Annotated in this window: 20 protein-coding genes and 1 riboswitch; of the genes, 13 read left to right on the top strand and 7 right to left on the bottom strand. The window is 48.8% G+C overall.

The genetic code is table 11. From position 1 onward, the window contains the following. Positions 1 to 70: 70 nt before the first annotated feature. Together HP568_RS04835 and HP568_RS04840 are read left to right on the top strand one after the other, a co-directional pair. Positions 71 to 1,132 carry an HD-GYP domain-containing protein gene (locus HP568_RS04835; RefSeq protein ID WP_048032402.1) on the top strand — a complete coding sequence of 354 codons (1,062 nt, stop codon included), beginning with the start codon at positions 71 to 73 and terminating at the stop codon, positions 1,130 to 1,132. A 164-nt stretch (positions 1,133 to 1,296) separates the two neighbouring features. Beyond that, a complete protein-coding gene (locus tag HP568_RS04840; protein ID WP_048035772.1) occupies positions 1,297 to 2,163 on the top strand; it encodes a universal stress protein in 867 nt (288 codons plus the stop codon). Between the two features lie 57 nt (positions 2,164 to 2,220). Here the strand turns inward: HP568_RS04840 and HP568_RS04845 are convergent, their stop codons facing one another. Next, complete coding sequence (locus HP568_RS04845; protein ID WP_173628489.1) at positions 2,221 to 3,468, bottom strand: MFS transporter; 1,248 nt, start codon at positions 3,466 to 3,468, stop codon at positions 2,221 to 2,223. Positions 3,469 to 3,530: 62 nt separating this feature from the next. Next, positions 3,531 to 4,124, bottom strand: a complete 594-nt coding sequence (locus tag HP568_RS04850) for a TetR/AcrR family transcriptional regulator (protein WP_048032404.1) — start codon at positions 4,122 to 4,124, stop codon at positions 3,531 to 3,533. A 141-nt stretch (positions 4,125 to 4,265) separates the two neighbouring features. Here HP568_RS04850 and HP568_RS04855 point away from each other — a divergent pair, with 141 nt between their 5' ends. Together HP568_RS04855 and HP568_RS04860 are read left to right on the top strand one after the other, a co-directional pair. Then, positions 4,266 to 5,108 carry a deoxyribonuclease IV gene (locus HP568_RS04855; RefSeq protein WP_173628490.1) on the top strand — a complete coding sequence of 281 codons (843 nt, stop codon included), beginning with the start codon at positions 4,266 to 4,268 and terminating at the stop codon, positions 5,106 to 5,108. Between the two features lie 51 nt (positions 5,109 to 5,159). Further along, positions 5,160 to 5,561 (top strand): hypothetical protein, encoded by a 402-nt coding sequence (locus HP568_RS04860; RefSeq protein WP_173628491.1) that lies wholly within the window; start codon positions 5,160 to 5,162, stop codon positions 5,559 to 5,561. A 402-nt stretch (positions 5,562 to 5,963) separates the two neighbouring features. Here HP568_RS04860 and HP568_RS04865 read toward each other — a convergent pair whose 3' ends face one another. Continuing rightward, positions 5,964 to 7,385 (bottom strand): sigma-54 interaction domain-containing protein, encoded by a 1,422-nt coding sequence (locus HP568_RS04865; protein ID WP_173628492.1) that lies wholly within the window; start codon positions 7,383 to 7,385, stop codon positions 5,964 to 5,966. 281 nt (positions 7,386 to 7,666) lie between these two features. Here HP568_RS04865 and HP568_RS04870 point away from each other — a divergent pair, with 281 nt between their 5' ends. Genes HP568_RS04870 through HP568_RS04895 form a run of 6 tightly spaced genes read left to right on the top strand, consistent with a single transcriptional unit; the run spans position 7,667 to position 12,539 of the window. Then, positions 7,667 to 8,332, top strand: coding sequence for a CoA transferase subunit A (locus tag HP568_RS04870; RefSeq protein WP_082196042.1), 666 nt, complete (start codon positions 7,667 to 7,669; stop codon positions 8,330 to 8,332). Then, entirely contained in the window at positions 8,332 to 8,994 is a 663-nt protein-coding gene (locus HP568_RS04875; RefSeq protein WP_048032418.1) for a 3-oxoacid CoA-transferase subunit B, read from the top strand. The genes HP568_RS04870 and HP568_RS04875 overlap by 1 nt, the downstream gene beginning before the upstream one ends. A gap of 43 nt (positions 8,995 to 9,037) precedes the next feature. Next, positions 9,038 to 9,856: an ABC transporter substrate-binding protein gene (locus HP568_RS04880; protein WP_048035774.1), complete on the top strand. Its 819-nt coding sequence runs from the start codon at positions 9,038 to 9,040 to the stop codon at positions 9,854 to 9,856. A gap of 49 nt (positions 9,857 to 9,905) precedes the next feature. Next, positions 9,906 to 10,571 (top strand): amino acid ABC transporter permease, encoded by a 666-nt coding sequence (locus tag HP568_RS04885; protein ID WP_048032419.1) that lies wholly within the window; start codon positions 9,906 to 9,908, stop codon positions 10,569 to 10,571. A 17-nt stretch (positions 10,572 to 10,588) separates the two neighbouring features. Next, complete coding sequence (locus HP568_RS04890) at positions 10,589 to 11,329, top strand: amino acid ABC transporter ATP-binding protein (protein WP_305852940.1); 741 nt, start codon at positions 10,589 to 10,591, stop codon at positions 11,327 to 11,329. A 28-nt stretch (positions 11,330 to 11,357) separates the two neighbouring features. Beyond that, a complete protein-coding gene (locus HP568_RS04895) occupies positions 11,358 to 12,539 on the top strand; it encodes a thiolase family protein (protein WP_173628493.1) in 1,182 nt (393 codons plus the stop codon). Positions 12,540 to 12,622: 83 nt separating this feature from the next. Here HP568_RS04895 and HP568_RS04900 read toward each other — a convergent pair whose 3' ends face one another. From HP568_RS04900 to HP568_RS04910, 3 genes are all read right to left on the bottom strand, one after another. Then, positions 12,623 to 12,985, bottom strand: a complete 363-nt coding sequence (locus tag HP568_RS04900) for a hypothetical protein (RefSeq protein ID WP_173628494.1) — start codon at positions 12,983 to 12,985, stop codon at positions 12,623 to 12,625. A 125-nt stretch (positions 12,986 to 13,110) separates the two neighbouring features. Beyond that, on the bottom strand, positions 13,111 to 14,826 hold the full coding sequence (argS, locus tag HP568_RS04905; RefSeq protein WP_048032423.1) for an arginine--tRNA ligase: 1,716 nt from the start codon (positions 14,824 to 14,826) through the stop codon (positions 13,111 to 13,113). Positions 14,827 to 15,184: 358 nt separating this feature from the next. Continuing rightward, a complete protein-coding gene (locus HP568_RS04910; protein ID WP_048032424.1) occupies positions 15,185 to 15,679 on the bottom strand; it encodes a hypothetical protein in 495 nt (164 codons plus the stop codon). 198 nt (positions 15,680 to 15,877) lie between these two features. On the opposite strand from HP568_RS04910, the gene HP568_RS04915 reads away from it, so the two are divergent. Beyond that, a complete protein-coding gene (locus HP568_RS04915) occupies positions 15,878 to 16,450 on the top strand; it encodes a sigma-70 family RNA polymerase sigma factor (RefSeq protein WP_173628495.1) in 573 nt (190 codons plus the stop codon). Then, positions 16,441 to 18,645 (top strand): YcdB/YcdC domain-containing protein, encoded by a 2,205-nt coding sequence (locus HP568_RS04920; protein WP_173628496.1) that lies wholly within the window; start codon positions 16,441 to 16,443, stop codon positions 18,643 to 18,645. The genes HP568_RS04915 and HP568_RS04920 overlap by 10 nt, the downstream gene beginning before the upstream one ends. Positions 18,646 to 18,712: 67 nt before the next feature. Here HP568_RS04920 and HP568_RS04925 read toward each other — a convergent pair whose 3' ends face one another. Further along, the gene (locus HP568_RS04925; RefSeq protein ID WP_007724452.1) at positions 18,713 to 18,820 is read right to left on the bottom strand and encodes a YjcZ family sporulation protein; all 108 of its coding nucleotides are present in this window, start codon (positions 18,818 to 18,820) and stop codon (positions 18,713 to 18,715) included. A 213-nt stretch (positions 18,821 to 19,033) separates the two neighbouring features. After that, positions 19,034 to 19,135: riboswitch (SAM riboswitch) on the top strand. Between the two features lie 121 nt (positions 19,136 to 19,256). On the opposite strand from HP568_RS04925, the gene metH reads away from it, so the two are divergent. Next, positions 19,257 to 22,703: a methionine synthase gene (gene metH / locus HP568_RS04930; protein ID WP_173628497.1), complete on the top strand. Its 3,447-nt coding sequence runs from the start codon at positions 19,257 to 19,259 to the stop codon at positions 22,701 to 22,703. The last annotated feature ends 27 nt before the right edge of the window (positions 22,704 to 22,730 follow it).

Below are 22,730 nucleotides of genomic sequence, written 5' to 3' on the forward strand. Positions count from 1 at the left end.
AAAAAGGTTTTTCCAAAGCGAAGATAGGGAAGAAGCATCAGGGGAGGATGGAATCAGGAGGAAAGACCCCATGAAATATGTGAATGTAGACCTAGTAGAGCCAGGGGACGTTTTGGCTCGAAGCATTTATACAAGCGAGGGCTTGACGCTCTTGCATGCAGGTGTCCAACTGACTGTCGGAATGATTAATAAATTGCGTCGGTTTGGCGTCACGATGCTAAGCATCAAAGACCCGCTGCTCGATGAAGTGAAAGAGCAGGAGGTCGTCACGGAGACTACTCGGAAGGACGCCATCCGCAATCTGTCGCAAGCGATTTCGTGTGTACAGACTGGAAAAAATTTTGATGTCCGCGGTATTCAAAAATCAGTGGGAAGTATTATCGACGAAACCTTGAGAAATCGCCGCGTGCTCTTGAATCTGGGAGAAATTCGCACGAATGACAACGCTATGTACATTCATTCCTTGAATGTGTGCATGATGGCAACCGTAATGGGCGTAGGTTTAGGCTATAATTCGGCTCAATTAAAAGAGCTCGCCATCGGAGCCCTCTTGCATGACATTGGAAAGCTGTCAGTCGACAAGGAAGCCCCAGCCTACAAAAAGAACAGCAAAACCAATCATCATACGTGGCTGGGCTTTAATCTGTTGCGAAAAAAACATGAAATGAGCATTGTCTCCGCACACGTTCCTTTGCAGCATCATGAATGGGTGGATGGTAGTGGGCAGCCACGAGGATTGACTGGCGATGAGATTCATGATTTCGCCAAGATTGTTGCGATTTGCAACTACTATGATAATCTCATCTCGCCTTTCTCAGAGGAAGAGGAGACGTTGCCAGCGTATGAGGCTTGCGAAAAAGTCATGGGGCTCGCGGAGAAACGCTTTGATCATAAAATGGTCATTCACTTTTTGCGCTCGATTGCCATGTACCCGACAGGAACCTCGCTGAAGCTGTCGACAGGAGAGATCGGTGTGATCATTGACCAAAATAGAGGCTTGCCTTCGCGCCCAGTCGTTCGGGTCATTCGAAGAGACCAGCAGGCGAATCGGCGGATGGTGGATGATCATGAGATTACGGATATTGATTTGAGTGAAAAGCCTACTATTTTTATCACAGCTATCATGGACTAGAACAAAGGAAAGAATAGGACTCCCTATCAGGGAATATCCCTACCAAGATCAGGGAATACCCCTACATACACGTAGGGCTCACAGGGCTACAATGAACTCAAGGCAGATGGATACATAGAGTAACACCACATTTGCCAGATGAAAAAGAGGAAGGACGTGTCATTATGTCCCGTATTCTAGTCCCTGTCGATTTCTCAGCGCAGTCCATTCAGGCGGTCCGCTTCGCGCTGGCCTACGCCAAAAATAAGCATGATATCACATTGCTTCATGCCATCCCGCCGTTCCCTTCACGCAATGTTGTCAGAAGGTTGGGACGAGAGGTCGTTGAAGATTATCAATTGGATGAAGCAAGAGATGATCTGAAAAAATTCCTGTCGATCGTAGAAGAAGCCGGTATCACCTATGAACTGGAGATTGAGTTCGGAGAGCCGCATGAAGTCATTGCGAAGCACGCAGCGAATGACTATGCTGCCATCGTAATGGGTACACATGGCTACGGTCGCATTACAGGCTTCCTGTTGCAAAGCGTCAGCTATCCGACACTCCACGATGTCAAAGTTCCGGTCTTCCTCATTGCGGAGGAGACAGATGAGAGTCGTTTCCCTTGGAATCAAGTACTCATTGCAGTAGATGGCTCCGATCATTCGATGGAAGCTGCGAAAAAAGCCATCGAGATGGGGCAGCATCTCCCGGATGTATCGTATACGCTCCTGTCCGTAGTCATCCCACCAGTCACATACGCAGGTGTGTACGGCGTAGGCTGGGATAACATGAATACACTCGAAGGTTGGGGACGTGAAACGCTAAAACCTTGCGAGGAGTTGCTTGAAGCTGCATCGCTTCCTTTTGAAAGCAAGGTTGTGGTTGGAGATCCAGCTACTGTGATCCGCCAGACGGCAGAAGAAATCAACGCTGGACTGGTTGTGCTCGGTCATCATGGTCAAGGTGCAGTTGCAGGTACGCTGCTTGGTAGTGTTACATTTAAAACGATTCATCGTACGAAAACACCACTCCTCATTGTAAAAACATAGCATTTAGTAGAAAAAGCTGTCCGTATGGTGGACAGCTTTTTGCTTGGGCGCATTCTCTTACAATAGAGTTTGCGCTTGTTTGTGTTCGAGCAGATGGCTAGCCCCATCTGGTGTAACCTCTGGCGAATCCCACTTGATTCGTGCACATCCCCATGCAGCGAGTAAAATGATTACGGATGCTATCAGAAAAACCGTGATCAACGAAGTTATCTGCATGAGTGGGCCTGCCAAAAAAGAACCGACCATCATGAGTCCGATCATGAGCGGTGAAATCGTTCCATTCACTCGTCCAATAAACGCTTCATCAACGAGCTTGATCATGAACGTACTGATCACGATCTGTAAAAATGCCATTCCAATTCCGGTGAAAAAGCGCATCGCTGCGGTTACGTATACCCAAATAGAGAGAACTTCTACGGCGACAGAGAGCGCGAAGAAGATTAATCCACCTGTAATAATCCAGCGACCATTCAGGCGATCGAGGTAAATGGAAGCAATAATGCCGCCCAACAGCATCCCCAATCCGTCTAAAGCAGTAAACCATTGAATGGCTTCTTTGGAGAGTAAAAGACGATCCGTGACCACGAATACCTCTAGCGAATTAATAAACCCCGAGGATAACCCCAGACATGCAAAGGTAATCGCGATCCCGCGCAAGGCTGGTCGCTTTTTTACATAGGCAAAACCTGCTTTAATCTCAGAAAGGAGGGTTCCGCCTTCTTCTGTTGCAGTGGCAGTTGAGGTAGGGAGCGTCAAGAGAATCAGTGCCGAGACGAAGAAGAGGCCAGCCATCGTTAACAGGGAAGGGTAGATGCCCCACTTTTCAAAGAAGAAAGTACCGACAATCGGGCCAAGCAGTAGAAAAATAGAACCTGTACTTTGTGAAATGGACACAGCTGCGGCAACTTGCTCATCAGGAATATGACGCTTCATCATCTTGGCAGAAGAAGGCTGGGAGAACTGCGACGCCACAGCAGAGATAAATGTCGCAAAGAATACAGCAATCCACATTCCTTGCCAGAGCAAATACACGATGACCAAAACAGAGAGGGCGCTTAACAGGTTCCCGGCTATCATCGTTCGCTTCGGATTCCAGCGATCAGCCAATGCCCCGCCAATAATCGAAAAAACCAGGATCGGTGCAAGCTCGATAGCGGTCAAGAGCGATACGGCAGTCGGATTGTTGCCACTCGTCTCCATCACATAGTAGAGCAAGGCCATGTTCCGAATCCATATACCGATATTTTCTAATGTATCCGTGATAAAAACGGTGAGAAAAACTTTGTTTCCCCAAAGACCTTTCATAGGTCATATCACTCCCAAAAAGTTATACCGAACGTCCGGTCTAATTAAAGGTGAAAAAAATGCTACTTGGCAATAATGCCATGCAGCAAAACGTCAATGCTCCTCTTCAACAGTGCATGAAGACGCTCGTCATCCATTTGATAACCTACGTTAATGATTCCGTTCATGAGCCCCTCCAGTATCATCGCCATTTCTTCGGGATCGCATGGAGCGAACTCGCCTCGGTCGATTCCTTCTTGGAAGAGGGAAGTATAGAGGGTATACGTGGAGCCGAGCATTTCCAGCACTTGTTCCAAAATGACTGGATCAGCGAGCTGGCTACCGGAGAACTCTTCGCCTGCTTTTTTTAGAGGGTGGGACAAAAAATCCTCCAGGAAAAAAGCAGCTAAGCCGTACAGTTTATCGATGGATGTCTCGAATTCTTTTTCTTTTTCCTGCCACAGATCTACCCATTCGTTGTATTGCTTTTCAAGCAGATGAAGGAACAACTGCTCCTTGTTTTTGAAGTGGTAATAGAGGCTGCCCTTACTCGCTCCAGTTGCTTGGCAAATGTCCTCAATGGAAGTGGCTGAATAGCCTTTCTGAGAAAATAACTCGGTGGCTTTCTCTACGATATGTTGTTTGGTTTTCTCCCCATCGAGACGACGCTTTGACATTTTAGAAAAGCTCCTTATTCTAGACTGAACGTTCGGTTTAGTTTTAGTTTATTCGATCTGACAGGGATACGCAAGTGCTCGATTGAGAAAAAGGGACAGAGGGAAAAATGATAAGAAGCTAGCGAGAGAGGAGGGATTGCCTTGCAAATCGGTTGTCATGTCAGTATTCGTCATGGGTACAAGGAGGCGGCAAGAACTGCATACAAAGAAGGAGCGTTAGCATTTCAATTTTTCCCGAAAAACCCGAGAAGCTTAGGTGTCAAGCAATTCGATGCCCGGGACGCAGAGCGGTGTCGCTCGTTTTGTCAGCAAAACGGTATGCTATCGATCGCTCATACGCCATACCCGGTGAATCTTTGCGTCGAGGAGCAGGAGCTATTCGCCGTCACAGTGGGCTCCGTACGAAATGACCTTGAAATTGCCGAAGCTTGTGGAGCGTTGGGCGTGGTTGTTCATTTTGGCCAATATAAAGGCGTTGATGTACTAACCGGTTACAAAATCATGATCCAGATGGTCAATCAAATACTGGATGGCTGGAATGGAAAAGCCCAGCTGTTAATCGAAAACAATGCCGGGCAAGGCAACCGGATGGGCACGACACTCGAAGAGCTTACACAGGTTCGACAATTGTTTGCTGAGCCACAGAAGGTAGGCTTTTGCTTAGATACGTGTCATGCATTTGCCAGCGGATTGTGGAAAGGGAATGATTGGGGGGAGGTAGCCGATCACATGCGTGAGCTCGATTATTTCACGAGCTTGCGTGCCGTTCATCTGAACGATTCCGTTTATCCGAGTGGTTCCTTTCGAGACCGGCATGCCTCCATCGGAAAAGGGATGATCGGTGATGCAGCCATCGCCACCTTTTTGCAAACACCCGAATTGCAAGGACTTCCCATCGTCCTGGAAACGGCGAGAGGCTCAGAAGGGGGACATCGCGAAGAAATCAAACATGTTCGTCTGCTTAGAGACAATTGGCAGGGCTGACCATGTTGTGGTAGAGTGTGAAATGATGTGTTCAACACGGGAGGGGTACCTATGAAAAAGCGTATTAAGGTGACGATTGCGGATTTTACTCATCTTACAGAAAACTTGAATAACCCGGAGGAGCTCGCTCTGTACGAAGCGGCGAACGGAAATACATACGATGCTGAAATCGAGCATGATGGCTATGCGATTGTGGATGTGACAGACGAGGATTACATCGAGCTGGCTCCGGGAGAGTATCAACTGATGATCGAAGAGTGGACAAGCGCCGGACAAATCGGTGAGTGGACACTGCAAACCATGTCAGACCCAGCAGATGACAAAGCTTTGCTGTACCGCACAGTGGACAAGGCCGGAATGGAAATACAAGCACCACAATCATTGCCGAAGCAAGTAGTCGAGCTGGTTGCGAACACGTGGTTTGGCAAGAAAGCAAAGAAGATTGAGGAGTAATCCAAGAAAGAAAAGGAGCGCTGCGAGATAGCGCTCCTTTTTTATACCAATAAGATTGTATACGAACGATCAGCTATAGTATTGAGCGTTGTGAAGATTATCCCTCAGCTTATACTGAAAAGGATCTTAAGGTTAGAGGGTAACGATGAACCAACAAAGCTGGTGAGAAGAAAAAGCACAGGGCTCGCAGACCTTGACAACGCCTACCCAGTCGGAACTTCAAAAAGGGGACCTGGTTGTCGAACACTTCTCCCCTGAGAAACGTCCGCCCGTAGGGTGGCTTTGGCTCGACGGTCCCCTTTTTGAAGTGGAGACGGGCAGTCAATCACCCTTGCGGGCGTGTCAGAGTCGAAGAGACTTGTGCTTTTTCTTCTCCTCCACAATGTTGACTCAGCTTCCCAATCATTCTTCCTCAGAATCCAGTTGAATCTCATACTTTTTAATCCGCCGCATAAGTAGGGACTGGGTTATGCCGAGGGCCGCTGCTGTTTTGCGAGTCGTTTTGTGTGTACGCAATGCTTGCAGAATAAATTCCATCTCTATTTTCTCCATCCGCTCTGTAAGAGAAAGAGAACCGAGCGAAAGAATTCCGTCCTCCAGCTCCCGAATACTCCGCAGTTCTTCTGGCAAATCACTGACTTGGATTTCATCCAGTTTGGACGTAATAACGATTCGTTCTACCAAATTTTCCAACTCCCGCACATTTCCAGGCCATTCGTACTGATGCAAAACATCCAGCGCTTCCGGGGAAAAACGCCGTTTCTGGTTATGCTTGCTATTGAAACGCTGTAAATTGTGGTGGAGTAACGGGAAAATATCGTCCTTTCTCTCCCGTAATGGCGGAACATTGATTGGCAAAATATTAAGACGATAGTACAGGTCGTGTCTGAATTTGCCCAGGCGCACGAGCTCCTGAAGGTTGGCATTGGTTGCCGTTATGATGCGGATGTCAGCTGTATATGTTTTCGTGCCGCCGATCGGCATAAACGTTTTGTTTTGCAAAAGCAGCAGTAATTTCGATTGCAAGTGGTAGGGTAGCTCGCTGATTTCGTCCAAGAAAAGCGTCCCTTTGTCCGCCATTTTCACTAATCCGATTTTCCCTGAATGACTCGCCCCCGTAAAGGCCCCTTTGTGGTAGCCGAACAGCTCTGACTCGATCAAGGTTTCAGGAATGGCGCTACAGTTGACGTGGACGAATGGCCCGCTGCTTCGTTCGCTCAACAGGTGGATTTGCTCGGCAAGATAGCTTTTTCCTACACCTGTTTCACCGGTAATAAATACGGTCGTGTCGACAGGGGCTGCTTTTTTCATTAATTCCAGCAGGGCGAGATAGGAACGGCTGTTGCCAATCAAGGTTTGGGAGGAGCTCTGGCTCGCTTCCCACTTCATGAGCTGAATCTCTTCGCTGTACCTCTTCAGCAAAGCGACCGTCTCTTCTAGTTGTGAACTGGCACGGGCTGCCTCCGTGATATCGCGTGAGTGGGAAACGATCAGCTCCGGTCTCCCCTCCTCATCCGGGATGATATGTCCAGTCACCAGAAATTTCCCCTTATTATTGACGAGCTGAATGGTTGTGGTCGGTTTTCCCGTTTCCAAAACCAAGCGGGTGACAGAAGGGCTGAAAATCCCCATTTCTTCAAGGTCGGATACGTTTTGCCCGATGAGTTCGGCTTTTGGTAGACCACACAGGTTTTCACTAGCATTGTTTAGCCATAAAGTAGTTCCCTGCGCATCAGCAATGAATATGCCATCTGCCAGTGTGTTCAGGATGTCAATAAAACGATCAACAGAAGACAGTGCTAGTATCTCCGCAGCTTTTTCCATGTTGAGTAGCTCCCCGGTTTTTCAACTGATTGTACAAGATGAAATTGATAGTTGTATAGTGAGTCGAATTTAAAATTAGTTGAGTCGAAATCGATTCGAGCGAAAAGTTAGACTTTTCCTGCCTTTTCGATTCAAAAGTGAGTCTATTTCGACTCGGCAATAGGAATTGCTTTTACCTTGATTGTGCTTTCTTGCCGTTTTGAGGCTTGGCACAAGAGTTGCTATTACATAGTGGGACGTAAGCGATCTACCCAAGAATAAGAGATAAGGAAATGCATGCGATGTTATCAAAACTGGTGACGCACGAACAAGCAGTGGAGCATGTTCTGGATGGCACGCGGCTGATGTATGGCGGATTCGGCACGATTGGCTCCCCAGCACACTTGATTGATGCGATCTTGCACAAAGGCGTGCAAAGTTTGACACTCATCGGAATTGATGCGGGGTATCCGGAAATCGGGATCGGAAAGCTGATCAGTCATGGACGGGTGAGGCGGCTGATAACTACACATATTGGCTCCAATCCCGAGGCAGGTCAACAAATGATGGACGGAATGCTGGAAGTGACATTTTGTCCACAAGGAATTTTCGCAGAAAAGATTCGGGCAGGAGGTGTTGGCATTCCGGGAATCGTTGTAGATGCACATGTGAGAGGAGAGCGAATGGAAGGAGCAGAGCCGTTTGCTTTTGCCGGAAGAACTTGTCAGATTGAGGCCGCCCTTACAGCGGAGGTAGGAATCGTCTATGCGAAACAGGCGGACACCTACGGAAATCTCATTTATGACAAGGCGGCAAGGAATTTGAATCCGCTAGTAGCGATGGCAGCAGATATCACGATTGCTGAGGTGGAGGAGATCGTTCCAGCAGGAGAGCTGGACCCGGATAAAATCGTGACGCCCGGCATTTTTGTGGATTATATCGTGGTTCGTAGCGGAGGGAACAGCTAATGGGGTTGGAAATGGATCAGCGAAATATGGTTGCGTGGCGTGCAGCTAAAGAGGTCGCTCCAGGAATGGCAGTGAACTTGGGGATCGGGATACCTGAGCTCGTCGCTGATTTTATCCCGTATGAATGGCAAGTCATGTTTCACTCAGTGAATGGAATCTTGGGTGTCGGACCTACGCCATTAAAGGGAGAAGAGGACCAGCATGTTTCCAACGCAGGTGGAGCACCTGTTACGGTTGTTCCGGGGGCATCGTATTTCGACAGCACCATCGCGTATGGCATGATCCGAAGAAGAAAGCTGGATGCAGCGTTTATCGGAGCTTTGCAGGTGAATCGCCGAGGAGATCTGGCAAACTGGATTGTTCCTGGCTCACGCGTACATGGAGTTGGTGGAGGAGCGGAGCTGGCTTATTACGCCAAAAAAGTGATCGTGCTCATGAGCCATGTCAATCAAGCAGGTGAGCCCAAAATACGCAGGGAGTGCACATTGCCGCTGACGGCGAAGGGCTGCGTCGATCTCATTATCACCGAGAGGGCCGTTATCGAGGTCACGCAAAGAGGCTTGCTTTTGACAGAGGTAATGTACCCGTACACTTTGGAGAATGTCATCACGAATACTGGAGCACCTTTAATGATTTCAGAAAATTTACAAATGGTGGAGTAATGAAAAAGTAAGCGCGAACAAATAGAATTGGGGGATGGAACAGATGAAAAAAACATGGAAAACAATCGCAGGAGTCGTATTCTCGTTGTCACTACTTGTAAGCGGATGTAGCGAAGGAGCTTCCACTAACAGTGCGGGAGGTCAAGCGGGTGGGGCTCCTGCTGGAAATGTATCGTCTATGACAAAAGAGGCAGGCGTATTTGTTTACGCGGCTTCCGGTGAATATCAACCATTCAGCTACTTCAAGGATGGTCAATTGACCGGATTTGATGTCGAGATTGGCAATGAGATCGCCAAACGCTTGGGGCTTGAGCCAAAGCCAGTAACATCACCTTTTTCCGGCATTATCGCAGGGGTAAAGGAAGGACGCTACGACGCAGCGATTGCCAGCCATGCGATTACAGAAGAGCGGAAGCAGCAGGTTGATTTCGCAGACCCGTACTACTTGTCCGGTGGTCAACTATTCGTTCGCCCGGATGGGACGATTAGCACGCTGGAAGGATTAAAAGGCAAAGAAGTGGCAGTGGCACTCGGCACTACACATGAAAAGATGGCTCGGGAGTATACGGATAACATCAAAACGTATGACAGCGATGTAACGGCTCTGCGTGCCTTGGAGCAGGGAAAACACGATGTCGTGATTACAGATAGCGTCGTAGGGGAGATTGCCATTACGCAAGGCTTGAAGCTCAAGAAAAGCGGGTCGCCACTCTCGGAAGTCAAGCATGGAATCGCAGTGCGCAAAGGAAATACGGAATTGCTGAACAAGATCAACGAAGCGCTCAAGCAAATGATGGAGGATGGTACCTATGTTAAATTGAGCGAAAAGTATTTCAAACGCGACATCAGCAAAGCCGAGTAGTGAGTTGGTATGACGAGTATATTCCATTACGAGTGAGGGGTGGCATCAAGTGCCCAGTTTTGCCCATCTGACAGAAGAGTTTTTCCGCACATTGCCGTTTTTTTGGAAGCCGTTGCTGCTGACATTTCAGTTGACAATCGCTTCTGTTATCGTTGGCTCGATTATCGGATTGTTTGTCGCCTTGTTAAAGGTATCCAAGCTTCCAGTAGCACGTTTTATCGCCAATGCGTACATCATGATCATTCGTGGTACGCCGCTGGTCGTGCAAATTTTCGTTTTGTATTTCGGTTTTTACAAAATCATTGACCTCGGTCAATTTTGGTCGGCAGCGCTCGCTCTGGCGATTCACAGCGGAGCCTATATCGCAGAGATTTTCCGGGGCTCTATTCAGTCGATTGATAAAGGACAAATGGAGGCTGGGCTGTCTTTGGGTATGTCTGCTCGTCAGACCATGCGTCGGATCATTTTGCCGCAAGCGATGAAACGGTCGATCCCGCCGCTTGGCAACCAATTTATTTTGTCTTTGAAGGAATCGTCTCTGGCCGCTTTCATTGCCATGGATGAGCTGTTCTCACTGGCCCGCCGCTTGTCTGCGGAAACCTTTGATGAAATGACGTACTTTTTGATTGTGGCGCTCTATTACTTGGTTATTGTCATGGCGTTTACGTATGTGGTCCACATCATGGAGAAGCGTCTGGCAAAAGGAGAGGCGTAAAGCGGAGGGGAAAGACGATGGAAAAGCAAAGAGAAATGATACGCGTGCAAAATTTGAAGAAAAGCTTCGGAAAAGTGGAAGTTCTCAAGGATGTTACCCTGGAAGTCGGAAAGGGCGAGGTCGTCGTTTTGATCGGTGCCAGTGGGTCGGGGAAAAGCACATTGATTCGATGCATTAATTTTCTGGAGATCAAGGACGGCGGAGAGATTTATATCGAAGGGAAAAGCATCGATCCGAAAAAGGATGACTTGACCAAAGTACGGCAAAAGGTAGGAATGGTGTTCCAGCACTTCAATCTGTTTCCACATAAAACCGTTCTGGAAAACATCATGGAGGCACCGCTGATTGCGAAGAAAGCGGACAAGGAAGAAACGAAGCAGGAAGCGCTCCGGCTGCTGCAAAAGGTAGGTCTTTCTGAAAAAGCAGACACCTACCCGTCCAGTCTCTCCGGTGGACAAAAGCAACGCGTGGCCATTGCTCGTTCGCTGGCGATGAAGCCTGAGATCATGCTCTTCGACGAGCCAACCTCAGCGCTTGACCCAGAGCTCGTAGGGGAAGTGCTGGAGACAATGAAACAGCTCGCGCAAGAAGGAATGACGATGATTATTGTGACGCACGAAATGGGGTTCGCCAAGGAAGTGGCCGATTGGGTTGCGTTTATGAATCAAGGCAAGATCATCGAGATGGCTAGACCCCAAGAAATTTTCAACAACCCGAAAGAAGAGCGCACGAGAGAATTTTTGAACCGTGTACTGTAATGGCGTAAAAACGAAGGGGAGCTGTAGCATGAGAGACGTGGTCATTGTCGCGGGTGTGCGCAGTGCTGTGGGTGCATTCGGAAAAAGCCTGCGTGACGTACCAGCAACAGAGCTGGGGCGGCAAGTGTTGGAAGGCTTGATGAATAAAGTTGATTTGCCGAAGGAACAGGTTAATGAAGTGATTTTTGGCAATGGGTACGTACACGGGGGAGGACTCAATGCTGCACGTATCAGCTCGCATCTGGCGGGATTTCCACGCAATGTCTATGGTCACATCGTCATCAAAGCGTGTGGTTCAGGATTGAAGGCGATTGGCAACGGTGCGCTAGCGATAGCAGCAGGTCAAGAGGACGTGGTGATTGCAGGGGGAGTGGAGTCCATGAGCAGTGTTCCCTACCTCGTGAAGAACCGCTGGGGCAGCAAATTCGGCAATTTGTCCATGGAGGACGCTCTCTTGTCCGATGGTTTGATCTGTTCGCTGACCGGTGAGCATATGGGGATGACGGCAGAAAGGCTGGCTGTACAGTACGGTATTTCCCGTGAAGAGCAGGATCGTTATGCCTATGAGAGTCACGTAAGAGCAGCGGAAGCAATCGAAGCGGGCACGTTCACGAATGAGATCGTACCGATCGAAATCAAGGATCGCAAAGGCACCCGTGTTTTTGCGCAGGATGAATCCGTGCGCCATGATATTAAGCTGGAAGAGCTGGCTAAGCTGAAAAGTGTTTTTCAAAAAGAAGGAACCATCACTGCCGGAAATGCGTGTCCGATGAATGACGGTGCAGCCGCTGTATTGATGATGTCTCGTGAAAAGGCGGAGGAAGCGGGGTTGACTCCGCTCGTGAAAATAAAGGCTTTTGCCAGCGCAGGAGTCGAACCTGACGTGATGGGGATCGGACCAGTTCCCGCCACGCAAAAGGTACTGGAAAAAGCGGGATTGACGCTGGGTGACATTGGGCTCATCGAATTGAATGAGGCATTTGCCGCTCAGGCTTTGTCTGTCATCAAATGCTTGGAGTTAGACACGAGCAAGGTGAATGTCAATGGAGGCGCGATTGCCCTGGGTCACCCCGTGGGAGCAACTGGTGCCAAATTGACTGTGACATTGATGAACGAAATGATCCGCAGACGGGAGAAGTATGGCATGGTGACGCTGTGCATGGCAGGTGGCATGGGGATGTCAGTGATCTATGAAAATTTGACGATGTAAACTTCTCATATGCATAGGTAAAAGCCCCGAACGTGGATATGTCGGGGCTTTTGCCATGAAGGCGTGATCGCTTATGAGGAGAACTACTGTTCGTGTAAGTGTTTTCGCAGTGTGGCTGCTACTTCTGTTGGGTTTTCCAACTGTACAATGACGTGCTGATATTTGACATGACCCTCTACCTCCAGGATCAACAACGAATCCGTCTGGGCAAAAGAAAGGAAGTACCATTCATTTCGATGCTGAAAGCTTCCTTCATATATGTTCAAAGGTCCAATCGACGTCCCTGGCAAGCGCAACATCCATTTTGGCGGAACAAAAGAACCGACCTCGACATGCTTGATCGATTGATAAGGTAGCGTGATCGTGTTCTTCAAGGCTAAGAGCGTATGCAAGCCAGTGAGACGCAAGGTAAAATCCGATTTGCCAAAATGTACACTTCTTCCCATCGTTGCTCACCTCATTCATCTGCCATCGTTTCATTATCGCACAGATGAATGATGATGACACGGGACAATCAAAAAAGCCGGCGTTTCCCCAAAAGAGGAAGGCAACCGGCTTTTCGTATTCTTTCTTACATTTCTTCTGGAGCAGCCAGACCGAGCAGACGCAGACCTTCCTTCAGTACAGCAACGACTGCTGCTACGAGCTGGAGACGGGATGCTTTCACATCTTCTTCTTCAGCCAGGATGCGTACATTCGCATAGAACTTGTTGAACGTTTGCGCCAGGTCGATTACATACTTGCCGATTTGCGACGGATCGAAGTGATCGGCAGCACGTTCGATTACCTCTGGGAACGCGTTCAAGAGGGTAATCACTGCCCAAGCCTCTTTGCTGTCGAGTGCACCGGAAGCCAGGTTCACTGTTGTTGCTGGCTGGTAGCCACCTCTACGCAGCAGCGAGCATGCACGCGCGTGTGCGTATTGCACGTATGGTCCTGTTTCCCCTTCGAAGGTCAGCATCTCTTCCCAGGAGAAGTTGACATCATTCAGGCGGAAGTTTTTCAAGTCATGGAAAATGACTGCGCCTACCCCGACTTGACGAGCCACTTCTTCTTTATTGGCCAGCGTAGGGTTTTTCTCTTCGATGACTTTTTGGACATCAGAAATGGCTTGTGCCAACACTTCTTCCAAGAGAACAACTTTCCCTTTACGGGTGGACATTTTCTTGCCGTCCTTGAGCATCATGCCGAATGGGATGTGGTGCATATTTGCGGACCACGCATAGCCCATTTTTTCCAACACTTTATAGAGCTGCTGGAAGTGGAGGCGTTGCTCGTTTCCTACGACATAGAGCGCTTTTGCAAAATCGTACGATTCGTGGCGGAAGAGGGCAGCAGCCAGATCACGCGTTGCGTACAAGGTAGCGCCGTCTGATTTTTTGATCAGGCATGGCGGCATGTTGTATTCATCGAGGTTCACGACCATCGCACCGTCGGATTCAGTCAAGAGACCTTTTTCCTCGAGCAACGTAACGACGCGATCCATTTTGTCATTGTAGAATGCTTCACCATGTGTAGAGTCAAAGGCTACGTTCATCAGGTCATAAATCTTCATGAATTCCTTGAGAGACTCATCACGGAACCATTTCCACAGATGCTGTGCTTCTTCGTCGCCATCCTCGAGCTTTTTGAACCATTCACGGCCTTGGTCTTCCAGCGTAGGATCGTTTTCGACTTCTTCGTGGAAGCGAACGTAGAGGCTGAGCAGCTCCTTGATCGGTTCTGCCTTTACCTTTGCTTCGTCACCCCAGAGGCGATACGCAACGATCAGTTTACCGAACTGCGTTCCCCAGTCACCCAAGTGATTGATGCGCACTGGCTCGTAGCCTTGCTTTTCCATGATGTTGGCAATCGCGTTTCCGATTACAGTAGAGCGCAGGTGTCCCATGGAAAACGGCTTCGCGATATTTGGGGAGGAGAGGTCGATTGGTACTTTGCGTCCATCACCGACATTGCTGCTTCCGTATGTGCTGCCTTGGGTAAGGATGGTTCCGATTACTTGCTCTGCCACATTTTCTTGATCCAGGAACAGGTTCACGTATGGACCAACTGCTTGCGATTCGCGCAATGGTGCACCGGAGAGCTGTCCAGCCAGCTCTGCTGCGATCATCGGTGGAGCTTTGCGCAATGCTTTTGCCAATTGGAAGCATGGGAAGGCAACATCGCCCATCGCAGAGTTTGGTGGTGTTTCCAGCATGCCGTATACGGCTTCTTTGGTCAGTGTGTCTACGCCCATCGAGGAAAGCGCAGCGGCAATCTTTTCAGCGACCTGGTGTTTGTAACTCATCTAAATTTCTACTCCTTTCAAATAAAAAAAACCTCTACGTCTCCTGTGAAAAAGAGACGAGAGGTTATACTCCCGCGGTGCCACTCTTGTTGTTTTTCCCTTCCATCAAACAGGAAGGCAAAAACCGCTTGATCTGCTGTAACGGGCAGTCCCGGCATAAGCCCTACACGATCCGTTGCCCATAATAGCTAGCGTAGGATGTTCAGGCCGCATCTCCGAGGGGCGCTTCCTCACATGGTTTGGCATCGGGCTCACACCGTCCCCGACTCGCTTTCGTCCTCACACAAGGAGTACTTTCCTCATCAACGATTCGTTTGTGTCTCTAGAATTATAGCTGTATTAACCGTCAGGATGCAACTCACTGTTGCGGTTTTTTCAAAATCTTATCTAATTCCGCGAAATATTGCTTGGTCAGCTCTTCCTTTTCTTCCGTGCTGAGGTTATCCGCGTTCATCATTTGCTCTTTGTATTGTTCCAGCTTTTCGAGCATGGCCAGCTCGGCTGCAGCGGCCTCGTCCAGATCGTAATTTTCCGATGGATCGAACGGGATCAATCGATTGTCGTTACCACTCCGCAAATAAGCGGAGCGCCAGTTCTCCGGAAACTGGTACGGTTGTTCGCCAAACATAATCGCTAAAATATCGTCGGATTCAATCGGCAGGAAGTGATCGTAATCGTCTCTTCTTCCTCCCTCGGACAAGTTAATGTGGGACAAAAAATAGTGGAGATAATGTTCCCCGGTTTCGGTATTCTTAACGATGGAATAGGTTTCAAATTCGGATTTGGATAGTTCTTTTATAGTCTCCAAACAGGACAGAAATTTATCTTTTTCTCGTGCTTGCAAGTCATCCATGTCATCTCGTTCCTTTCGCTCTACAATAAGCCTCATGATAGCAAAAGCAATGTGCGCTGACAATGAAAGCAACGCAACGGAGTGCAGCAGTGGAAGAAGGGAAAAGGATTATAGATAAAATAGTTGGATAATCTTGTCACAAAAATAAGCCAGCTGGATCAAATACATATCAACACGAAACAAGGAGGTGAACAGCGCGTGAATGCAAGTGCCAAAAGTAGCGAAGCGGACTGGACGCTGCAATTGACCAACGAGGAGAAGCTGACAAGACTCATGAGCGAGTACGGAGACAACATCGTGCAGCTCGCCTACCTGATCGTCAAGGATCGTGGAATCGCGGAAGACATCACCCAGGAAGTGTTTCTGAAGGCGTATCGGGGTTTGGATCAGTTCCGCCATCAGAGCAGCGTGAAAACGTGGCTTTACCGAATTGCGATCAACGAGTCCCGCAAATATTTGCGTTCGTGGTCCTTTCGCCAGATTTTTTCTACATACCTCTCCAAAGAGGAAGCACCCCCCGAAAAGATCGACACGGCAAATGTTGAATCGGCCGTCATCGGACAACTGAGCAAGGTACAGGTAGCGGAGCAGGTGATGAAGCTCTCGCCTTTATACCGAAAAGTTATGGTACTTCATTACTATGAAGATTTGTCGATAAAAGAGATTGCGCAAGTGTTGGATATTTCAGAAGATGCCGTACGAACCCAATTGTCCCGCGCCCGAAAACATTTTAAGGCATTGTGTGAAAAGGAGGGATTGGAATGGACGTAGATAAGCAAATTCGCGAAGCGGTACGGAATGGGAGTCAAGAATCTCTCGAAGAAGTGAGGTTTACAAAAGAGATGGAGTTGCGGATCAGAGGTGCGATTGCACAGAGCAAACACAAGAACCGAAACAGAATATTCATGGCAGGATCACTTGCTGCTTGCTTGGCGGTAACTGCTGTGGGCATGCACCAGCAAGGCTGGTTTTCGCAGATGCCGAGTGGAAAAAATTTAGCGAGTGCGGTCGCAACGACTGGAACGGATAAAAAGAATACAGAGGCAAAGCAGAACGGCGTAAAGGTATCGGCAGAAGAGGCGATTTTGCCCTTGAAAAAGGCGATCCCAGCTTTGAGCAACATGACAATAAGAGTGGATCGTACAAGCCATGGAATCAGTAATCTAACGTTATTGGAAGGCGATAATGCTCGTGCCAATGTTGCTTATGATATACAGACAGGACAAATTGAGAGCTTTACAATCAATGGTGATCGAGGAGAACAGAAGGAAGAGAAATTGCCATCAGCCAAGACTGCGGAGAAAGCAGCAAGCGCATTTCTACAAGCTTTCCTTGGGGAGGGCAACCAGTCCTATCAGCACGTCGAGACTCAGATCTATACCGACGAGTATAAGGTAAAAGGCCCATGGATGAGCGTGAATTATCAACGTATGGAAAACGGCCAGCCCGTTCCGTTCGACGTATTGTCGGTTGGAATTGACGAACGTGAGCAAGTCGCGTTTTTCGGGCGATTGAACAAGAGCGAACAAGCCTTTTTCACCAAGCTGACAGACGCCATGCCCGATTTGAGCCCATCCCTTCTTCTTTTGGATAAAGAAAAGAACCACGATGGCATGTCATTCATCTTGGGGAAAACGAACAAGGAGGGGCATCAGGTTTCGCTTGTGATCTATGGAAATGGTCAAGCACTGGAATCGTATAGACTTTTGAATAGGGATGAAAAGGAAGCAGCGAGCCGGAAAGAAGCAGAAGGAGAAAAAGCCTTGCAGCAAGAGCGACAGTTCCTGAACAAACTGCTCGGTGCGGATAGTGATAACTATCGGTTATTGGACGCCAACGATCCAGGGGTGTATCTGCGATATCATAACGAACTGCCAGTGTTGTCTGATGAAATTAGCATAATAACAACTGACTCTGGCCACGTCCAATCTTTTAGGATGGAGCCCGAAACATTCGAGCCGTCGCAGTACCCGGATGTATCGACTGCTGTGTCAGAAGAGGAAGCCATCAAAGAGCTGAGTGAGCATATGAAGCTTCGATACGTGCAGAACCCGAGAATACGGCCAGAATCAAGACAAGGGGAGAAGTGGCAACCTATTCTGGAGTACACACCCGCTGTTTCCTTCATGCAAAGAGGACGTGAAGATGGTACGGAGTGGCATATCGACGCGACCAATGGCAAGATAGTGTATGGAACGGGAGATAACGGGCTTGCTTATGATCAGTTGAATACGAAGGAAGCACATCCGATCGAATCTCCAAAGGAATACGTCAAGGTTCGCTCCAAGGATGAGGCAAAAGCGTTGCTGCAAGCGGAATTCGGCATACAAGTGGATGACTCGACCTATAGAGAGAGTAACCGTGACGGACGCAAGGAATACGTCTGGAATGATAAAAATGACAAGTATATCGGCGTAGAAGTCCTTGCAGAAACAGGCAGTGTCGTCGGGCTGGGATCACCGCGATCCGATGCAGCAGTGACAGTCAAACGCGAGCAAGCGGAGAAAGCTGCACTTGCCTTTCTGTCTAAATACGTTGATCCAGGCATAAAAGAAGTGCAATTGGCGCAAGTCATACAGCCAGGCGAATCGAATCCTGTGTCATCGGGCGAATGGGAATTCAGATATCTCATGAGCAAGGATGGCATTCCAGTACAGGATCGCGGGCAAAAAGCGGCTTATTCAGTAACAGTCGATCCGTCTTCTGGCAAAGTGACAAAGTTTGAAAACTACAGAGAGACGCACGAATTGGTGGAGCTTCCAGCATCCGACGAAATCGTCTCGAAAGACAAGGCTGTTGAGGCGTATTTACGCGTCATGCCTTTAAAGCTGGTCTATTTGATGAAAGATGTGGATGGGCAAAAATTAGCTCAACCAAAGCTGGCGTATGTGCCGTGGAGCGACGAAAAGCTGGCGGGCAAATATATTACTCTGGATGCCGTGACAGGCAAGATCATCACCAAATAACAAGAAAAAAAGGCTATCCCGCAGCCATTCCTGATGGCTTTTGGGATAGCCTTTTTTACACACTTATCTAACAGTCGTCACACGAGCACCCGATAATAACCAACAGGATAAACAGCACGAGCACGATTGCGAAGCAGTCACCGAAGAATCCGTTACCGCAGAAAGATGTACTCATCTTTGTTTCCCCTCCTTTCCGTTATACTCCAGTCTATACACGAATGCCGATATTGGACTAGGCGGATGCCCAGCTTAGGCAAAAATGGGCGCGTAAGAGGAGAGGCTCAGTAAAAAATAGACAATTCACAATTGACGAGGAGACAACGGGGGTGTTAAGATACTTGCAAACATTCAAGACATTACGCATAACAACTAAATGACAAGTGTACGACTCTTATCCAGAGAGGCAGAGGGACTGGCCTGATGAAGCCTCGGCAACCGGTAAAAATCCGGTGCCAATTCCAGCAAAGCTACGTGCTTTGAAAGATAAGAGGATGTCTCAGGCGTTTTCGTATCTGCTGACAAATCCTCTTCTTTCAAAGAAGAGGATTTTTTTATTTTATTTACCCAATTACAGAGAATAAGCCGATGCTAGGGAGAAAAGGGGCACGTCAATGAAACCAACTTTTCGCGAACAGCTTTCCCGGAAAATTCTGATTCTGGACGGTGCAATGGGCACCATGCTTCAACAGGCGAACCTGACTGCTGATGATTTCGGCGGTGAAGCCTATGATGGCTGTAATGAACTCCTGAACCTGACCAGACCAGATGTGATCCGTTCCATTCATGAGAAATATTTAGAGGCGGGCGCAGACATCGTCGAGACAAACACGTTTGGTGCTGCTTCCATCGTTTTGGCTGAGTATGATGTGCCGGAGAAAGACCTTGAGATCAATATAGCGGCAGCTCGCTTGGCCAGAGAAGCGGTGGATGCCTATTCCACAGAGGAGTGGCCGCGTTTTGTAGCAGGTGCAATGGGACCTACGACCAAAACCCTTTCGTTGACAGGCGGTGTTACATTCGAAGAACTGGTCGAGGCGTATTATCGTCAGGCAAAAGGTCTGATTCTCGGCGGCTCCGATGTTCTTCTTTTGGAAACCTCGCAAGATACGTTGAACGTCAAGGCTGGTGGAATTGGGATTCGCAAAGCTTTTGAAGAGCTTGGACAGGAGCTCCCGGTGATGCTGTCAGGTACGATTGAGCCGATGGGCACGACACTGGCGGGCCAAAACATCGAGGCGTTTTACATCTCCTTGGAGCATATAAAGCCAGTCTCCATCGGTCTGAACTGTGCGACAGGCCCAGAGTTCATGCGTGATCATCTGCGGACACTGTCAGGAATTGCCCAATGTGCGGTTAGCTGTTATCCAAACGCAGGCTTGCCAGACGAGAACGGCCATTACCATGAAACGCCACAAGGACTTGCCTCCAAAATGCTGGCGTTTGCTGAACAGGGCTGGATAAACGTCGCTGGCGGCTGCTGCGGAACAACGCCTGACCATATTCAAGCGATGGCAGAAGCATTGAAAGACTGCAAGCCGCGCAGTGCAGCCGTAGAAACGCTGAGCGCGGTCTCCGGGATCGAGGTCGTTTACGTCGAAGATGACAATCGTCCCCTGCTAGTAGGGGAGAGGACCAATGTCATTGGTTCCAAAAAATTCCGTGAAATGATTGCAGCTGGTCACTATGAAGAAGCATCCGATATTGCCCGGGCCCAAGTAAAGCGAGGCGCACATGTCATCGATATATGCTTGGCTGATCCTGACCGTGATGAATACGAAGATATGGAAAAATTCCTACAGTTCATCGTGAAAAAAGTAAAAGCGCCCCTCATGATCGACTCGACAGATGCCAAGGTCATGGAGCTGGGACTTCGCTACTCACAAGGGAAGGCCATTCTCAACTCGATCAACTTGGAAGACGGGTTGGAGCGATTTGAGGAAGTCGTTCCGCTTATTCACAAGTTCGGTGCCTCCGTTGTCGTTGGAACGATTGAGGAAGCAGGTATGGCTATCACGCGCGAAAAGAAGCTGGAGGTCGCGCAACGCTCATATGACATTCTTGTCAACCAGTATGGAATAAAGCCACAGGATATTATTTTCGATCCACTCGTCTTTCCAGTAGGGACAGGGGATGAACAATACATCGGCTCTGCAAAGGAAACGGTAGAAGGCATTCGTTTGATCAAACAAGCAATGCCTGCTTGCAAGACGATCCTGGGTGTCAGTAACGTTTCCTTCGGCTTGCCTCCAGCGGGTCGGGAAGTGCTGAATGCGGTCTTCTTGTATCACACGACTCTCGCAGGGCTTGATTACGCCATCGTCAACACGGAAAAGCTGGAACGCTACGCTTCGATTCCAGAAGACGAGAGAAAGCTGGCAGAAGCCCTTCTATTCGAGACAAATGATGAGACATTGGCGGCCTTCACCGAATTTTATCGCCAAAAGAAAAAGGAAGTCAGTGTGGAAGTCTCCTCGTTAACACTCGAGGAACGTTTGGCCCGTTATGTTGTCGAAGGCTCCAAGGATGGTCTGGTGGAAGACCTGAAGCTGGCTTTGGATAAATACACACCGCTCGAGATCATCAACGGTCCGTTGATGACTGGGATGGAAGAGGTCGGTCGCCTGTTCAACGGAAACCAACTGATCGTGGCAGAAGTGTTGCAGAGCGCGGAAGTGATGAAGGCATCCGTATCGTTTTTAGAGCCATTCATGGAAAAAAGCGATGCCGCTGCCAAGGGGAAAATCTTGCTGGCGACAGTCAAGGGCGATGTACACGACATCGGAAAAAACCTCGTGGAAATTATCTTGTCAAACAACGGCTACAATGTCGTAAACCTGGGGATCAAGGTACCGCCAGAGCAACTGATTGCCGCTTGCAGAGAAGAAAAGCCGGATGCCATCGGTCTTTCTGGACTCTTGGTAAAATCCGCACAGCAAATGGTCATTACTGCACAAGACCTGCGTGATGCAGGCATTGATATCCCGATGATGGTAGGCGGTGCGGCGTTGACGCGCAAGTTCACATCGAACCGGATCGCACCGGAATACCGTGGAATTGTTTTATACGCAAAAGATGCCATGGATGGTCTGGAGCTCGTGAATCGTCTGCAAAATCCGGAGGAACGTGATCGCTTGGTAGAGGAACAGCAGCATCTGCTGGAAGCAGTTGCAACGGCTCAGCCTGTTGTCGAGGAGAAAAAAGCACCATTGCCAGCTCGCTCAGCCATCAGCAGAACCGTTCCAATCCATCTGCCGCCTGATTGTGAACGACATGTTTTGCGACAATATCCGCTCAGCCATTTGCAACCATATTTGAACCTGCGGATGCTCCTCGGAAAACACCTCGGTGTTCGCGGAAATGTAGATAGATTGATAGAGGCAGGCGACGAGAAGGTACTGGAACTGTATGGCATTGTGGAAGAACTATTAAATGAAGCGAAGCAAAAAGGAACCATTACGACACACGGTGTGTATCAGTTCTTCCCGGCTCAGTCAGATGGCAACGATATTTTGGTCTATGATCCAAAAGACCACAGCAAGCTGCTGGAGCGCTTTTCGTTCCCGCGTCAATTGGAAGAACCTCATCTTTGCCTGTCCGACTTCTTGCGACCAGTGGAGAGCAAGGAAATGGATTATGTCGGATTCCTGACCGTAACGGCTGGGGGCGGGATTCGCGAAAAATCTACAGAGCTAAAAGAGCGTGGTGACTACTTGCGCTCTCATGTCCTCCAAGCCTTGGCATTGGAGCTGGCAGAGGCATTTGCTGAGCGAATTCACCACGTTATGCGCGACGTGTGGGGCATACCGGACCCGGTTGAGATGACGATGCTTGAGCGCTTCGGTGCTAGATATCAGGGCATTCGTGTCTCCTTCGGTTATCCTGCTTGCCCGAACCTGGAAGATCAGGCGCAGTTGTTCCGTCTGTTGCGTCCGGAGGATATCGGCGTTCAGCTGACAGAGGGCTTCATGATGGAGCCAGAAGCTTCCGTATCGGCGATGGTATTTGCTCACCCTGAAGCGCGTTATTTCAATGCAGGTCCATCCATTTTTGAAGTGTAAAGATAATGAATATGGGAGAGAAGGGAT

The sequence above is a fragment of the Brevibacillus sp. MS2.2 genome, assembly GCF_013284345.1.
In the GTDB taxonomy this organism is placed as follows: Bacteria; Bacillota; Bacilli; order Brevibacillales; family Brevibacillaceae; genus Brevibacillus; species Brevibacillus brevis_C.